Source organism: Pseudomonas sp. GW460-12-10-14-TSB1 (genome assembly GCF_017349775.1).
GTDB classification, from domain to species: Bacteria; Pseudomonadota; Gammaproteobacteria; order Pseudomonadales; family Pseudomonadaceae; genus Aquipseudomonas; species Aquipseudomonas piscium.
The window spans coordinates 1-14904 of the sequence record NZ_JACNAC010000043.1 but is presented as its reverse complement, the minus strand read 5'-3'; the positions used below and the strand labels follow the sequence as shown (position 1 = coordinate 14904).

Annotated in this window: 8 protein-coding genes; 7 read left to right on the top strand and 1 reads right to left on the bottom strand. The window is 65.6% G+C overall.

The genetic code is table 11. The features are described 5' to 3' along the window. Positions 1 to 45: 45 nt before the first annotated feature. The 7 genes from tpx (at position 46) to J4D52_RS21865 (ending at position 13309) form a co-directional block, all read left to right on the top strand. The gene (gene tpx / locus J4D52_RS21895; protein ID WP_063430448.1) at positions 46 to 546 is read left to right on the top strand and encodes a thiol peroxidase; all 501 of its coding nucleotides are present in this window, start codon (positions 46 to 48) and stop codon (positions 544 to 546) included. Positions 547 to 721: 175 nt separating this feature from the next. Next, positions 722 to 2050: an MdtA/MuxA family multidrug efflux RND transporter periplasmic adaptor subunit gene (locus tag J4D52_RS21890; protein ID WP_102677042.1), complete on the top strand. Its 1329-nt coding sequence runs from the start codon at positions 722 to 724 to the stop codon at positions 2048 to 2050. Continuing rightward, positions 2047 to 5151, top strand: coding sequence for an MdtB/MuxB family multidrug efflux RND transporter permease subunit (locus J4D52_RS21885; protein ID WP_102677043.1), 3105 nt, complete (start codon positions 2047 to 2049; stop codon positions 5149 to 5151). The genes J4D52_RS21890 and J4D52_RS21885 overlap by 4 nt, the downstream gene beginning before the upstream one ends. Next, complete coding sequence (locus J4D52_RS21880) at positions 5148 to 8255, top strand: efflux RND transporter permease subunit (RefSeq protein WP_063430452.1); 3108 nt, start codon at positions 5148 to 5150, stop codon at positions 8253 to 8255. Before J4D52_RS21885 ends, J4D52_RS21880 begins: the two co-directional genes overlap by 4 nt. Beyond that, entirely contained in the window at positions 8252 to 9730 is a 1479-nt protein-coding gene (locus tag J4D52_RS21875) for an efflux transporter outer membrane subunit (protein ID WP_063430454.1), read from the top strand. The genes J4D52_RS21880 and J4D52_RS21875 overlap by 4 nt, the downstream gene beginning before the upstream one ends. 405 nt (positions 9731 to 10135) lie before the next feature. Continuing rightward, on the top strand, positions 10136 to 12214 hold the full coding sequence (locus J4D52_RS21870; RefSeq protein ID WP_102677044.1) for a bifunctional diguanylate cyclase/phosphodiesterase: 2079 nt from the start codon (positions 10136 to 10138) through the stop codon (positions 12212 to 12214). A 348-nt stretch (positions 12215 to 12562) separates the two neighbouring features. Beyond that, positions 12563 to 13309 carry an SDR family oxidoreductase gene (locus J4D52_RS21865; protein ID WP_025809107.1) on the top strand — a complete coding sequence of 249 codons (747 nt, stop codon included), beginning with the start codon at positions 12563 to 12565 and terminating at the stop codon, positions 13307 to 13309. Between the two features lie 188 nt (positions 13310 to 13497). Here the strand turns inward: J4D52_RS21865 and J4D52_RS21860 are convergent. Further along, positions 13498 to 14904: PLP-dependent aminotransferase family protein (locus J4D52_RS21860; protein ID WP_207272153.1), on the bottom strand; the 1407-nt coding region annotated here is incomplete at its 5' end.

Sequence of the window (14904 nt, the reverse complement as noted above, 5' to 3'; positions counted from 1 at the left end):
TTCTTTACAGCTGTTCAATGACAATCGTTTAAAAGGACTCCGTTCATGGCTCAAGTCACCCTTAAAGGCAACCCGGTTCAAGTCAACGGCCAACTGCCACAAGCCGGCTCCAAGGCGCCAGCGTTCTCCCTGGTGGGCGCCGGCCTGGCCGACATCACCCTGAGCAGCTTTGCCGGCAAGCGCAAAGTGCTGAACATCTTCCCAAGCGTCGACACCCCGACCTGCGCCACCTCCGTGCGCAAGTTCAACGCCCAGGCTAGCGGCCTGAACAACACCGTGGTGCTGTGCATCTCGGCTGACCTGCCATTCGCCCAGGCCCGTTTCTGCGGCGCCGAAGGCCTGGAAAGCGTGCAGAACCTGTCGACCCTGCGTGGTCGCGAGTTCATCGAAAACTACGGCGTGGCCATTGCCGACGGCCCGCTGGCCGGCCTGACTGCCCGCGCGGTGGTGGTGCTGGACGAGAACGACACCGTGCTGCACAGCGAGCTGGTCAAGGAAATCGCTGAAGAACCGAACTACGACGCGGCCTTGGCCGTTCTGAAGTAACAGGTTTTACAATTATTCACGGCCTGGCCCTGTCCAGGCCGTTTTTATTTGTGCTTCAGTGGCTTAGCAGACACTTGCAAACGTAAGCCCAAGGTAAATTGCCGGTAAAGGCGCTTTGCTAAACACCGGCCAGTGCTTATCTTTCAGCCTTCTGAAAAAGATCCCCTCGCGCCCAATGGTTGATCATTCCATGCAATCCTCCGTTTCCCGCAACTCCCGTCGCTGGCTGCTCGGCCTGCTTGTCCTGTTGGCTATCGTCGGCCTGTGCTGGAAGTTCTGGCCGGCCTCGACCACCCACAAGGATGCCGCCGGGCAAAAGGCCGCGGCCGGGCACACCGGGCGCAGCGGGGCGATGCGCCCGGGGTTCGGGGGCGCGACCGGGCCGATCCCGGTGCGGGTGGCGCCGGCCACGCGCGGGGACTTCCCGCTGTATTACAAGGCGCTGGGCACCGTCACCGCGCTGAACACCATCAATGTGCGCAGCCGGGTCGCCGGTGAACTGGTCAAGGTGAGCTTCGAGGAAGGGCAGATGGTCAAGGCCGGCGACCTGCTGGCGGAAATCGACCCGCGGCCTTACCAGAACGCCTTGCTCCAGGCCGAAGGCACGCTGTTGCAGAACCAGGCCCAGCTGAAGAACGCCCAGGTCGACTACGAGCGTTATCGCGGCCTGTACGCCCAGGACAGTATCGCCAAGCAGACCCTGGACACCGCCGCGGCGCTGGTCGGCCAGTACCAGGGCACGGTCAAGACCAACCAGGCGGCGGTCAACGACGCCAAGCTCAATCTCGAATTCACCAAGATCCGCGCGCCGATCACTGGCCGCGTGGGCCTGCGCCAGCTGGACGTCGGCAACCTGGTGGCGGCCAACGACACCACCGCGCTGGCGATCATCACCCAGACCCAGCCGATCAGCGTCGCCTTCACCCTGTCGGAGAACAACCTGAACAGGGTGCTGGAGCGTTATCGCAGCGGCGCCAAGCTGCCGGTGGAAGCCTGGGACCGTGGTGACCAGGAGCTGCAGGCCAGCGGCGTGCTGCAAAGCCTCGACAACCAGATCGACACCGCCACCGGCACCCTGAAGTTCAAGGCGCGCTACGAGAACCGCGACCAGGCGCTGTTCCCCAACCAGTTCGTCAACGTGCGCGTGCTCGCCGACACCCTGAAAAACGTGGTGCTGGCGCCATCGGCGGCGATCCAGTTCGGCACCAACGGCACCTTCGTCTACGCCCTGGACGGCGACAACAAGGTCAAGATCCGCGAGTTGCAGGTCGGTGACAGCAATGGCGACTCCACGGTGATCAAGACCGGCCTGGAAGCCGGCGACCGCGTGGTGCTGGAAGGCACCGACCGCCTCAAGGACGGCAGCGAAGTGGAAGTGGTCAACACCACCGAAGAGGTGCCGGCCACCCCGACCCAGCACCTGCAGGGCAAGCCGGCCAGTTCGGCGACTACGCCTGCCACGGCCCCGGCCGCTGACGCCCCGGCGAGCAAGGTCGGCGCATGAACCTGTCGCGGCTGTTCATCCTCCGTCCGGTAGCCACCACCCTGAGCATGCTGGCCATTGTCCTGGCCGGCCTGATTGCCTATCGCCTGTTGCCGGTCTCGGCCTTGCCCCAGGTCGATTACCCGACCATCCGGGTGATGACCCTGTACCCCGGCGCCAGCCCCGACGTGATGACCAGCGCGGTCACCGCGCCCCTGGAGCGCCAGTTCGGGCAGATGCCCGGCTTGACCCAGATGGCCTCCACCAGCTCCGGCGGCGCCTCGGTGCTGACCCTGCGCTTCAACCTCGACATCAATATGGATGTCGCCGAGCAGCAGGTGCAAGCGGCGATCAACGCCGCGACCAACCTGCTGCCCACCGACTTGCCGGCGCCGCCGGTGTACAACAAGGTCAACCCGGCGGACACCCCGGTGCTGACCCTGGCCATCACCTCCAAGACCATGCTGCTGCCCAAGCTCAACGACCTGGTCGATACCCGCATGGCGCAGAAGATCGCGCAGATCAGCGGCGTCGGCATGGTCAGCATCGCCGGCGGCCAGCGCCAGGCCGTGCGGATCAAGGTCAACCCCGAAGCCCTGGCGGCCAACGGCCTCAACCTGTCGGACGTGCGCACCCTGATCGGCGCCTCCAACGTCAACCAGCCCAAGGGCAACTTCGACGGCCCGACCCGAGTGTCGATGCTCGACGCCAATGACCAGCTGACCTCGCCCAAGGATTACGCCGAGCTGATCCTGGCCTACAAGAATGGCGCGCCACTGCGCCTGAAAGACGTCGCGCAGATCGCCGGCGGCGCCGAGAACGAACGCCTGGCGGCCTGGGCCAATGAAAACCAGGCGGTGCTGCTGAATATCCAGCGCCAGCCCGGGGCCAACGTGATCGAGGTGGTGGACCGGATCAAGGCGCTGCTGCCGAGCATCACCGACAACCTGCCGGCCGGCCTCGACGTCACCGTGCTCACCGACCGCACCCAGACCATCCGCGCCTCGGTCACCGACGTGCAGCACGAACTGCTGATCGCCATTGCCCTGGTGGTGATGGTGACCTTCCTGTTCCTGCGCCGGGCCAGCGCCACGGTGATCCCGTCGATCGCCGTGCCGTTGTCGCTGATCGGTACCTTCGGCGTGATGTACCTGGCGGGCTTCTCGGTCAACAACCTGACCCTGATGGCCCTGACCATCGCCACCGGCTTTGTGGTCGATGACGCCATCGTGATGCTGGAGAACATCTCGCGCTTCATCGAGGAGGGCGACAGCCCGATGCAGGCCGCGCTCAAGGGCGCCAAGCAGATCGGCTTCACCCTGGTGTCGCTGACCCTGTCGCTGATCGCCGTACTGATTCCGCTGCTGTTCATGGCCGACGTGGTCGGGCGGCTGTTCCGCGAGTTCGCCATCACCCTGGCGGTGGCGATCCTGATTTCCCTGGTGGTGTCCCTGACGCTGACGCCGATGATGTGCGCGCGCCTGCTCAAGCGTGAGCCCAAGGAAGAAGAACAGGGACGGTTCTACCGCGCCAGCGGTGCCTGGATCGACTGGCTGATCGCCAGCTACGGCCGTTGGTTGCAGTGGGTACTCAAGCACCAGCCGCTGACCCTGCTGGTGGCCGTCGGCACCCTGGCGCTGACCGTGTTCCTTTATATGGTGGTGCCCAAGGGCTTCTTCCCGGTACAGGACACCGGGGTGATCCAGGGTATTTCCGAGGCGCCGCAGTCGGTGTCCTTCGCCGCCATGAGCCAGCGCCAGCAGGACCTGGCGAAAATCATCCTGGCCGACCCGGCGGTGGAAAGCCTGTCGTCCTATATCGGGGTCGACGGCGACAACGCCACCCTCAACAGCGGCCGGCTGCTGATCAACCTCAAGCCGCACCGCGAACGCGACCTCAGCGCCACCGAAGTGATTGCGCGCATCCAGCCCCAGGTCGACCAGTTGGTGGGCATCCGCCTGTTCATGCAGCCGGTGCAGGACCTGACCATCGAGGACCGGGTCAGCCGCACCCAGTACCAGTTCAGCCTGTCGTCGCCGGACGCCGATCTGCTGGCCCTGTGGAGCGGGCGCCTGGTGGATGCCCTGGCCCACCGGCCGGAGCTGACCGACGTTGCCAGCGACCTGCAGGACAAGGGTTTGCAGGTGTACCTGGTGATCGACCGCGACGCCGCTTCGCGCATCGGCGTCTCGGTGTCGAACATCACCGACGCGCTGTACGACGCCTTCGGCCAGCGGCAGATTTCCACCATCTACACCCAGGCCAGCCAGTACCGCGTGGTGTTGCAGGCCCAGGCCGGGGAAACCATCGGCCCGCAGGCGCTGGAACAGATCCATGTGAAGACCACCGATGGCGGCCAGGTGCGGCTGTCGAGCCTGGCCCGGGTCGAGGAGCGCCAGGCGCAACTGGCCATCGCCCATATCGGCCAGTTCCCGGCGGTGATGATGTCGTTCAACCTGGCGCCCGGCGTGGCCCTGGGCGAGGCGGTGAACGTCATCGAACAGGTGCAGCGGGACATCGGCATGCCGGTGGGCGTGCAGACCCAGTTCCAGGGCGCGGCCCAGGCGTTCCAGGCCTCGCTGTCGAGCACCTTGCTGCTGATCCTGGCGGCGGTGGTGACCATGTACATCGTGCTGGGGGTGCTCTACGAGAGCTACATCCACCCGATCACCATCCTCTCCACGCTGCCGTCGGCGGCGGTGGGGGCCTTGCTGGCGCTGATCCTCAGCGGCAACGACCTGGGCATGATCGCGATCATCGGCATCATCCTGCTGATCGGCATCGTCAAGAAGAACGCGATCATGATGATCGACTTCGCCCTCGACGCCGAACGCAACCAGGGCATGGCCCCGGAGCAGGCGATCTACCAGGCGGCGCTCCTGCGTTTCCGGCCGATCCTGATGACCACCCTGGCCGCGCTGTTCGGCGCCGTGCCGCTGATGCTGGCCACCGGTTCCGGCGCCGAGCTGCGCCAGCCCCTGGGCCTGGTGATGGTCGGCGGCCTGTTGCTGAGCCAGGTCCTGACCCTGTTCACCACCCCGGTGATCTACCTGTACTTCGACCGCCTGGGCCGGCGCTGGCGTTCGGCGCCTGAGCCCGCGGAGCCGGTAGAGCAGCCATGAACCTGTCCGGACCCTTTATCCGCCGGCCGGTGGCTACCATGCTGCTGAGCCTGGCGATCATGCTGCTGGGCGGTGTCAGTTTCGGCCTGCTGCCGGTGTCGCCGCTGCCGCAGATGGACTTCCCGGTGATCGTGGTCCAGGCCAGCCTGCCGGGGGCCAGCCCCGAGGTGATGGCGTCCACCGTGGCCACGCCCCTGGAGCGTTCCTTCGGCGCGATCGCCGGGGTCAACACCATGAGCAGCCGCTCCAGCCAGGGCTCGACCCGGGTCATCCTGCAATTCGACCTGGACCGCGACATCAACGGCGCGGCGCGGGAAGTGCAAGCGGCGATCAACGCCTCGCGCAACCTGCTGCCCAGCGGCATGCGCAGCATGCCCACCTACAAGAAGGTCAACCCGTCCCAGGCGCCGATCATGGTGCTGTCGCTGACCTCCGATGTGCTGGAGAAGGGCCAGCTCTATGACCTGGCCTCGACCATCCTGTCCCAGAGCCTGTCCCAGGTGTCCGGGGTGGGCGAGGTGCAGATCGGCGGCAGTTCGCTGCCGGCGGTGCGCATCGAGCTCGAACCGCAGCTGCTCAACCAGTACGGCGTGGCCCTCGACGATGTGCGCAAGACCATCGCCGAAGCCAACGTGCGCCGGCCCAAGGGCTCGGTGGAGAACAGCGAGCAGATGTGGCAGGTGCAGGCCAACGACCAGCTGGAGAAGGCCAAGGACTACGAGCCGCTGATCATCCACTACAAGGACGGCGCGGCCCTGCGCCTGAAAGACGTGGCCAAGGTCAGCGACGGCGTCGAGGACCGCTACAACAGCGGCTTCTTCAACGACGACGCGGCGGTGCTGCTGGTGATCAACCGCCAGGCCGGGGCCAACATCATCGAGACGGTCAACGAGATCAAGGCGCAGTTGCCGGCGTTGCAGGCGGTGCTGCCGGCCAGCGTCAAGCTCAACCTGGCCATGGACCGCTCGCCGGTGATCAAGGCCACCCTGCATGAAGCCGAGATGACCCTGCTGATCGCCGTGGCCCTGGTGATTCTGGTGGTCTACCTGTTCCTCGGCAATCTGCGCGCCTCGCTGATCCCGACCCTGGCGGTGCCGGTGTCGCTGGTGGGCACCTTCGCGGTGATGTACCTGTACGGTTTTTCCCTGAACAACCTGTCGCTGATGGCGCTGATTCTCGCCACCGGGCTGGTGGTGGACGACGCCATCGTGGTGCTGGAGAACATTTCCCGGCACATCGACGAAGGCATCGCGCCGATGAAGGCAGCTTACCTGGGGGCCAAGGAGGTCGGTTTCACCCTGTTGTCGATGAACGTCTCGCTGGTGGCGGTGTTCCTGTCGATCCTGTTCATGGGCGGGATCATCGAGAGCCTGTTCCGCGAATTTTCCATCACCCTGGCGGCGGCCATAGTCGTGTCCCTGGTGGTGTCCCTGACCCTGACCCCGATGCTCTGCGCCCGCTGGCTCAAGCCCCATGTGGCGGGCCAGGAGAACGGCCTGCAGCGCTGGAGCCAGCGCACCAACGACTGGATGGTGGCGAAATACGCCGGCAGCCTGGATTGGGTGCTGCGCCACAAACGCCTGACCCTGCTCAGCCTGTTCGTGACCATCGGCGTCAACATCGCGCTGTACGTGGTGGTGCCCAAGACCTTCATGCCGCAGCAGGACACCGGCCAGTTGATCGGTTTCGTGCGTGGCGACGACGGCCTGTCGTTCACCGTGATGCAGCCGAAGATGGAGATCTTCCGCCGCGAGGTGCTCAAGGACCCGGCGGTGGAGAGCGTGGCCGGCTTTATCGGCGGCAACAACGGCACCAACAACGCCTTCATGCTGGTGCGCCTCAAGCCGATCAAGGAACGCAACATTTCCGCGCAGAAGGTCATCGAGCGCCTGCGCAAGGAAATGCCCAAGGTGCCCGGTGCCCAGCTGATGCTGATGGCCGACCAGGACCTGCAGTTCGGCGGCGGCCGCGAGCAGACCACCTCGCAGTATTCCTACATCATCCAGAGCGGCGACCTGGGGGCGTTGCGCGAGTGGTACCCGAAAGTGGTCACCGCGCTGCGCGCCTTGCCGGAGCTGACCGCCATCGACGCCCGCGAAGGGCGGGGCGCGCAGCAGGTGACCCTGGTGGTCGACCGCGACCAGGCCAAGCGCCTGGGGATCGACATGAACATGGTCACCGCGGTGCTCAACAACGCTTACAGCCAGCGGCAGATTTCCACCATCTACGACAGCCTCAACCAGTATCAGGTGGTGATGGAGGTCAACCCGAAATACGCCCAGGACCCGGTCACCCTCAACCAGGTGCAGGTGATCACCGCCGATGGCGCGCGGGTGCCGCTGTCGACCATCGCCCATTACGAAAACAGCCTGGAAGACGACCGGGTCAGCCACGAAGGCCAGTTCGCCTCGGAAAGCATTTCCTTCGACATGGCCGAAGGGGTGACAGTGGAGCAGGGCACGGCAGCCATCGAACGAGCGATCGCCAAGGTCGGCATGCCGGAAGACGTGATCGTCAAGATGGCCGGCACCGCCGACGCCTTCGCCGCGACCCAGAAGAGCCAGCCGTTCATGATCCTTGGCGCCTTGCTGGCGGTGTACCTGGTGCTGGGCGTGCTCTATGAAAGCTACATTCACCCGCTGACCATTCTCTCCACGCTGCCGTCGGCCGGGGTCGGCGCCTTGCTGTCGATCTATGTGCTGGGCGGCGAGTTCAGCCTGATCTCGCTGCTGGGGCTGTTCCTGCTGATCGGCGTGGTGAAGAAAAACGCCATCCTGATGATCGACCTGGCGTTGCAGCTGGAACGCCATCAGGGCCTGAGCCCGCTGGATTCGATCCGCAGCGCCTGCCTGCTGCGCCTGCGGCCGATCCTGATGACCACCCTGGCGGCGATCCTCGGCGCCTTGCCGTTGCTGCTGAGCAGCGCCGAAGGCGCGGAAATGCGCCAGCCCCTGGGCCTGACCATCATTGGCGGCCTGGTCTTCAGCCAGATCCTGACCCTCTACACCACCCCGGTGGTCTACCTCTATCTCGATCGCCTGCGCCATAAGTTCAACCACTGGCGTGGGGTTCGTACCGATGCCGCTCTGGAAACGCCGCTATGACTGACTGTTCGCCACGCAACCTTCCTCAGCGCCTGGCCCTGGCCCGCGGTTCGCGGTTGTTGAGCCTGAGCTTGAGCCTGGCGCTGCTCAGCGCCTGCGCCATCGGCCCGGACTATCAGCGCCCGACCGTCGCTGAGCCTGCGCAATACAAGGAGGCGGCGGGCTGGCGCCAGGCCAGCCCCAGCGATGCCCTGGCCCGCGGCGCCTGGTGGGAGCTGTACGGCGACCAGCAGCTCAACGGCCTGATCGACAAGCTCAACAGCGCCAACCAGACCGTGGCGCAATCCGAGGCCCAGTACCGCCAGGCCCAGGCCCTGGTGCGCAGCGCCCGTGGTTCGCTGTTCCCCACGGTGGACCTGAGCGCTGGGAAAACCCGCGCCAGCCAGGGCACCGGCAGCAGCAGTTCGGCCCTGAGCAGCTCTTCCAGCGGCATTCGCGACACCTACAACACCCAGCTCGGGGTGAGCTGGGAGGCCGATGTCTGGGGCAAGCTGCGCCGCGGCCTGGAAGCCAACGAAGCCAGCGCCGAAGCCAGCTTCGCCGACCTTGCGGCAATGCGCCTGAGCCAGCAGTCGGAGCTGGTGCAGAACTACCTGCAACTGCGGGTCATGGACCAGCAGAAGCGCCTGCTCGAAGCCACGGTGGCGGCCTACCAGCGCTCGCTGACCATGACCGAGAACCAGTACCGCGCGGGGGTTTCCGGCAAGGACGCGGTGGCCCAGGCGCAAACCCAGCTGAAAACCACCCAGGCCGAGCTGATCGACCTGATCTGGCAGCGCGCCCAGCTGGAAAACGCCATCGCGGTGCTGATCGGCCTGCCGCCCTCCGAGTTCAGCCTGGCCGAGACCCAGGACATCCCGGCCTTGCCCCAGGTGCCCTTGAGCCTGCCGTCGCAGTTGCTGGAACGGCGCCCGGACATCGCCTCGGCCGAGCGTTCGGTGATCGCCGCCAACGCCAATATCGGCGTGGCCAAGGCTGCCTATTACCCGGACCTGACCCTGAGCCTGGCCGGCGGCTACAGCAGCAGTACCTACGCCGACTGGATCAGCCTGCCGAACCGCTTCTGGTCGGTGGGGCCGAAACTGGCCATGACCCTGTTCGACGGCGGCCAGCGTTCGGCGGAAGTCGACCGCACCGAGGCGGCCTACGACCAGACCGTGGCCAAGTACCGCCAGACCGTGCTCGACGGCTTCCGCGAGGTGGAGAACTACCTGGTGCAGCTCAAGGTCCTGGAAGACGAGGCCGCGGTGCGCCAGCAGGCCCTGGATGCGGCGCGTGAGTCCCTGCGCCTGACCGAGAACCAGTACAAGGCCGGGGTGATCGCCTACCTGGACGTGGTGGTGGTGCAGGCCACTGCATTGAGCAACGAACGCAGCGTGCTGACCCTGCTGCAAAGCCGGCTGGTCACCAGCGTGCAACTGATCGCCGCCCTCGGCGGCGGCTGGGACGGCCAGCTGCAGGCCAGCAAGGAGTAACGGGCTGAATCCGTGATCCGCCCGGACAATCGCATCGCCGGGTTTGCGACCGCTGCCTGACCCTTGTAGCCGCTGCCGAGCCCGCGAGGCTGCGAACGGTATGGGCGGCACTCCGACGCTGCGACCCTAAGCCCTGGCCCCGGGGCCTGCCTGGATAAATGCGCGGCCTGGTTTCACGACCGCTATGCGGTCGCGCGCAGGCTGCGCCAGCGGCTACATCGATAGCGGCGTGCCTGGCGTTGTCAGGAGCCGAGTCGTTGTAACCGATTTGTTTTATCAGCCGGCTACTTTCATCCGACTGATGGCTTTTTGCTTACTTTGTGAGTGTGTTTCTGTACGCAATCAGTACAATTACGCCTTTTACCGCCGGGCATGGAAGCTTCCGGCTCACGCCACGAGACGTTCATGCTCACCGGTACCTACTCTCCCGCACTGGTTCTGATTTCCCTGTTTGTGGCGATTCTCGCCTCTTACACCGCGCTCGACCTGACTGGTCGCATCGCCACCACTCGGGGTCGAGCGGCACTGTTGTGGATGGCCGGCGGAGCCCTGGCCATGGGTATCGGGGTGTGGTCGATGCACTTTATCGGCATGCTCGCCTTCAGCCTGCCCATCGACCTGGGCTACGACACGGGCATCACCGCGCTGTCGTTGCTGATTTCCGTGCTGTCCTGCGGTTTCGCCCTGTGGCTGGTGAGCCAGCAGAGCCTGCCGCTCTGGCAGCTGGCCTTCGGCGCGCTGGTCATGGGCGCCGGGATCAGCGCCATGCATTACACCGGCATGGCGGCGATGCGCATGCAGCCGGGCATCGACTACGACCCAAGCCTGTTCGGCGCCTCGCTGCTGATTGCCGTCGGCGCCTCGGCCGCGGCGCTGTGGATCGCCTTCCGCCTGCGCCGCAACACCCCTTATGTGCGCCTGGCCCGTTGCGGGGCCGCGGTGGTGATGGGCATCGCCATTGTTGGCATGCACTACACCGGCATGGCCGCGGCGCGTTTCCCCGACGGCAGTTTCTGTGGCGCGGCGGTGGACGGCCTGAGCGGCAAGGGCCTGGACAACCTGGTGCTGATCACCACCCTGGCGGTGCTGGTCATTGCCTTGCTGACCTCGGTACTCGACGCACGCCTGGAAGCGCGCACCGCGGTGCTGGCCGAGTCGCTGACCCTGGCCAACCGCGAGCTGACCCAGCTGGCGCTGCACGACACCCTGACCGGCCTGCCGAACCGCACGCTGCTGGCCGACCGGATCGACCAGGCGATGCAGCGGGTGACGGAGCAGGGCGGCTGTTTTGCGCTGATGTTCATCGACCTGGACGGCTTCAAGCCGGTCAACGATGCCTTCGGCCATCACATGGGCGACCAGTTGCTGCGTGAGGTGGCCGTGCGCCTGCGCGAAGACCTGCGCAGCCAGGACACCCTGGCGCGGATCGGCGGCGACGAGTTCGTGCTGCTGGTGCAACTGAACGAGGCGGACGATGCCTTGCGCCTGGCTGCGCGCCAGGTGGGCCTGATCGGCCAGGCGTTCCGGGTGGCCGAGCACGAGTTGCAGATCTCCGCCAGCGTCGGCATCGCCGTGTACCCGGGTAACGGCCTGACGCCCCAGGAGTTGCTGATGAATGCCGATGCGGCGATGTACCACGCCAAGGGCACCGGCAAGAACGGCTACAGCTTCTTCGACGCCTCGATGAACAGCGACGCGCGCCGGCAGCTGCAACTGCTGCAGGACCTGCGCCATGCTGTCGAGCACGGCGAGTTCAGGCTGTATTACCAGCCCAAGTTCGACGCCGCCAACGGCTCGCCGGTAGGCGCCGAAGCCTTGCTGCGCTGGGAACACCCGCAACTGGGCTTGCTGCTGCCGGACAAGTTCATCGACTTGGCGGAAAAGACCGGGCTGATCATTCCCATCGGCGAATGGGTGCTCAACGAGGCTTGCCGGCAGATGCGCGAGTGGTACAGCGAAGGCTATGAAAGCTGGCGGATCGCGGTGAACATCTCGGCGCTGCAGTTCTGCCATGTCGGGTTGGTCGAAAGCGTGGCCAGGGCGCTGAGACTCCACCGCTTGCCGGCCAACAGCCTGACCCTGGAGATCACCGAGACCACGGCCATGAGCGATGCCGATGCCAGCATGACGGTGCTCAAGCAGCTGGCGGACATGGGCGTGGACCTGTCCATCGACGACTTCGGCACCGGTTATTCGAGCCTGATGTACCTCAAGCGCCTGCCGGCCAACGAATTGAAGATCGATCGCGGTTTCGTCCGCGACCTGGAGCACGACAGCGACGACGCGGCGATCGTCTCGGCCATCGTTGCCCTGGGCCAGGCCCTGGGCCTGCGCATCGTCGCCGAGGGCGTGGAAACCGATGTGCAGCAAAGCTTCCTGACCCAGCTGGGCTGCGATTCGCTGCAAGGTTATTTCCTCGGCCATCCGCTGCCGGCCGCACGCTTCATGCAGAACATCCACCAGGCCGAACGGTTGACCCTCTGAACGGCCTCTATCGCCTCACAGGGGGGCATCTGTAGGAGCGAGGCTTGCCCGCGATGGCGATGGACCGGACAGCGCCGACCTACAAGGATTGACTGATATAAGAACGTCACGGCCGTGCCGGCCGATCGCAGCCTTCGGCAGCGGCTACAGGTGCCTCTCCTCTGTAGGAGCGGCCGGTCGACGCTCGATTGTCCGCGATGGCGATGGGCCGGGCACCGCGGGGACATCGAGACGGCAGGCTGGCGCTTTGTCAGTTAGTGCCCGGGCGCCTGCTTCTCGATGGTTTGCAACGCTGGCCCCAGGGTGTTTAATTGGCGGCGTTCAAAGATCAGCGAGGGAGTTGGCAGCATGGACAAAGTCATCCTCATCACCGGTGGCGGTCGCGGTATTGGCGCGGCCACCGCGCTGCTGGCCGCGCAACAGGGCTATCGCATCTGCATCAACTACCAGGCCGACGAACAGGCGGCCTTCCAGGTACTGGAACAGGTGCGCGGCCTGGGTGCCCAGGCGATTGCCGTGCGGGCCGATGTCAGCATCGAGGACGAAGTGATCGGCCTGTACCACCGAGTCGACAGCGAACTGGGGCGGGTCACCGCGCTGGTGAACAACGCCGGGACCGTCGGACAGAAGTCGCGGCTCGACGAAATGTCCGAATTCCGCATTCTGAAGATCATGAAGACCAACGTGCTTGGGCCGATCCTCTGCGCCAAGCACGCGGTGCTGCGCATGTCGCCAAGGCACGGCGGGCAGGGTGGCAGCATCGTCAACGTATCCTCGGTCGCCGCCCGCCTGGGCTCGCCCGGCGAGTACATCGACTACGCGGCCTCCAAAGGGGCGCTGGACACCTTCACCATCGGTCTGTCCAAGGAAGTCGCCGGCGAAGGCATCCGCGTCAACGGGGTGCGCCCGGGCTATATCTACACCGACTTCCACGCCCTGAGCGGCGACGCCGACCGCGTCAGCAAGCTGGAATCCGCCATCCCCATGGGCCGTGGCGGGCGCCCGGACGAAGTGGCGGAGGCGATCATCTGGCTGCTGTCGGACAAGGCTTCCTATTCCACCGGGACCTTTATCGACCTGGGTGGCGGCCGCTGAGAATGGAGTAGCCCCGTAGCCGCTGCCGAGCGCAGCGAGGCTGCGATCGACTGCGCAGCAGTCGCAAGGCCGTTCAGCGCGTCTATCCAGACAGATCGCAAGTTCAGGTTTTGCGGTCGCTACGCGACCGATCGCAGCCTCGCTGCGCTCGGCAGCGGCTACAGGGTTACAGGTGTGAAGCCCCGGCTTCAGAACGACCGCACGATCCTGCCCAGGGTTTCCATGGCCTTTTCCGCCGCTTCGTTCCACGGGCTGCCGTAGTTGAGGCGGATGCAGTTTCGAAAGCGCTGGGTCGGCGAGAAGATCGGTCCCGGGGCGATGCTGATGCCCTGGGCCAGGGCCATCTGGAACAGTTTCAACGAATCCATCTGCGCCGGCAGTTCCAGCCACAGGAAGTAGCCGCCGGCCGGCTGGCTGACCCGGGTTTGGGCCGGGAAGTAGCGGGCGATGGCGGCGAGCATGGCGCTCTGCTGTTCTTCCAGGGCGTAGCGCAGCTTGCGCAGGTGGCGGTCGTAGCCGCCGTGTTGCAGGTAGTCGGCGATGGCCGCCTGGGCCGGCATCGAGGCGCACAGCGAGGTCATCAGTTTCAGCCGTTCGATCTTCTGCGCGTAGCGCCCGGCGGCGACCCAGCCGATGCGATAACCCGGCGCCAGGCTCTTGGCGAACGAACCGCAATGCATCACCAGGCCCTCGGTGTCGAAGGCCTTGGCCGGTTTCGGTGCCTGCTGGCCGTAATACAGCTCGGCGTAGACGTCGTCCTCGATCAGCGGCACCTGATGGCTGCGCAGCAATTCCACCAGTTCCTGCTTCTTCGCCTCGGGCATGGTCGCGCCCATGGGGTTCTGGAAGCTGGTCATGCACCAGCAGGCCTTGATCTGGTGCCGTTCCAGGGTCTGCGCCAGCACCCCGAGGTCGATGCCGTCCCGCGGGTGCACGGGGATTTCCACGGCCTTGAGTTTCAGGCGTTCCAGCACTTGCAGGCTGGCGTAGAAGGCCGGGGCCTCGATGGCCACCAGGTCGCCCGGTTCGGTCACCGCCTGCAGGCACAGGTTCAGGGCTTCCAGGGCGCCGTTGGTGATCAGCAGTTCTTCCATGGGCAGCATCAGCCCGCCGACCATGTAGCGCAGGGCGATCTGTCGGCGCAGTTGCGGGTTGCCCGGCGACATGTCGGTGACCACCACGCGCGGGTCCATCTCGCGGCTGGCGCTGGCCAGGGAGCGCGACAGGCGCTGCAGCGGGAACAGGGTCGGGCTGGGAAAGGCCGAGCCGAACGGCACGGTGGTCGGATCCTTGATCGAGTCCAGCACCGAGAACACCAGTTCGCTGACATCGACTTCGGTGGACTCGTTGACCTGGCTGCTGATCACCGGCTCCGAGAACGGGCTGGGCGCATGGGTGTTGACGAAGTAGCCGGAGCGCGGCCGGGCGCGGATCAGGCCGCGCCGCTCCAGCAGGTAATAGGCCTGGAACACCGTGGACGGGCTGACCCCATAGGTCTGGCTGGCGTAACGTACCGAAGGTACGCGCTGGCCGGGGCCGAGCACCCCGGAGCGGATCAGTTCTGCGATGTCGTCGGCGAATTTTTCGTAGCGTTT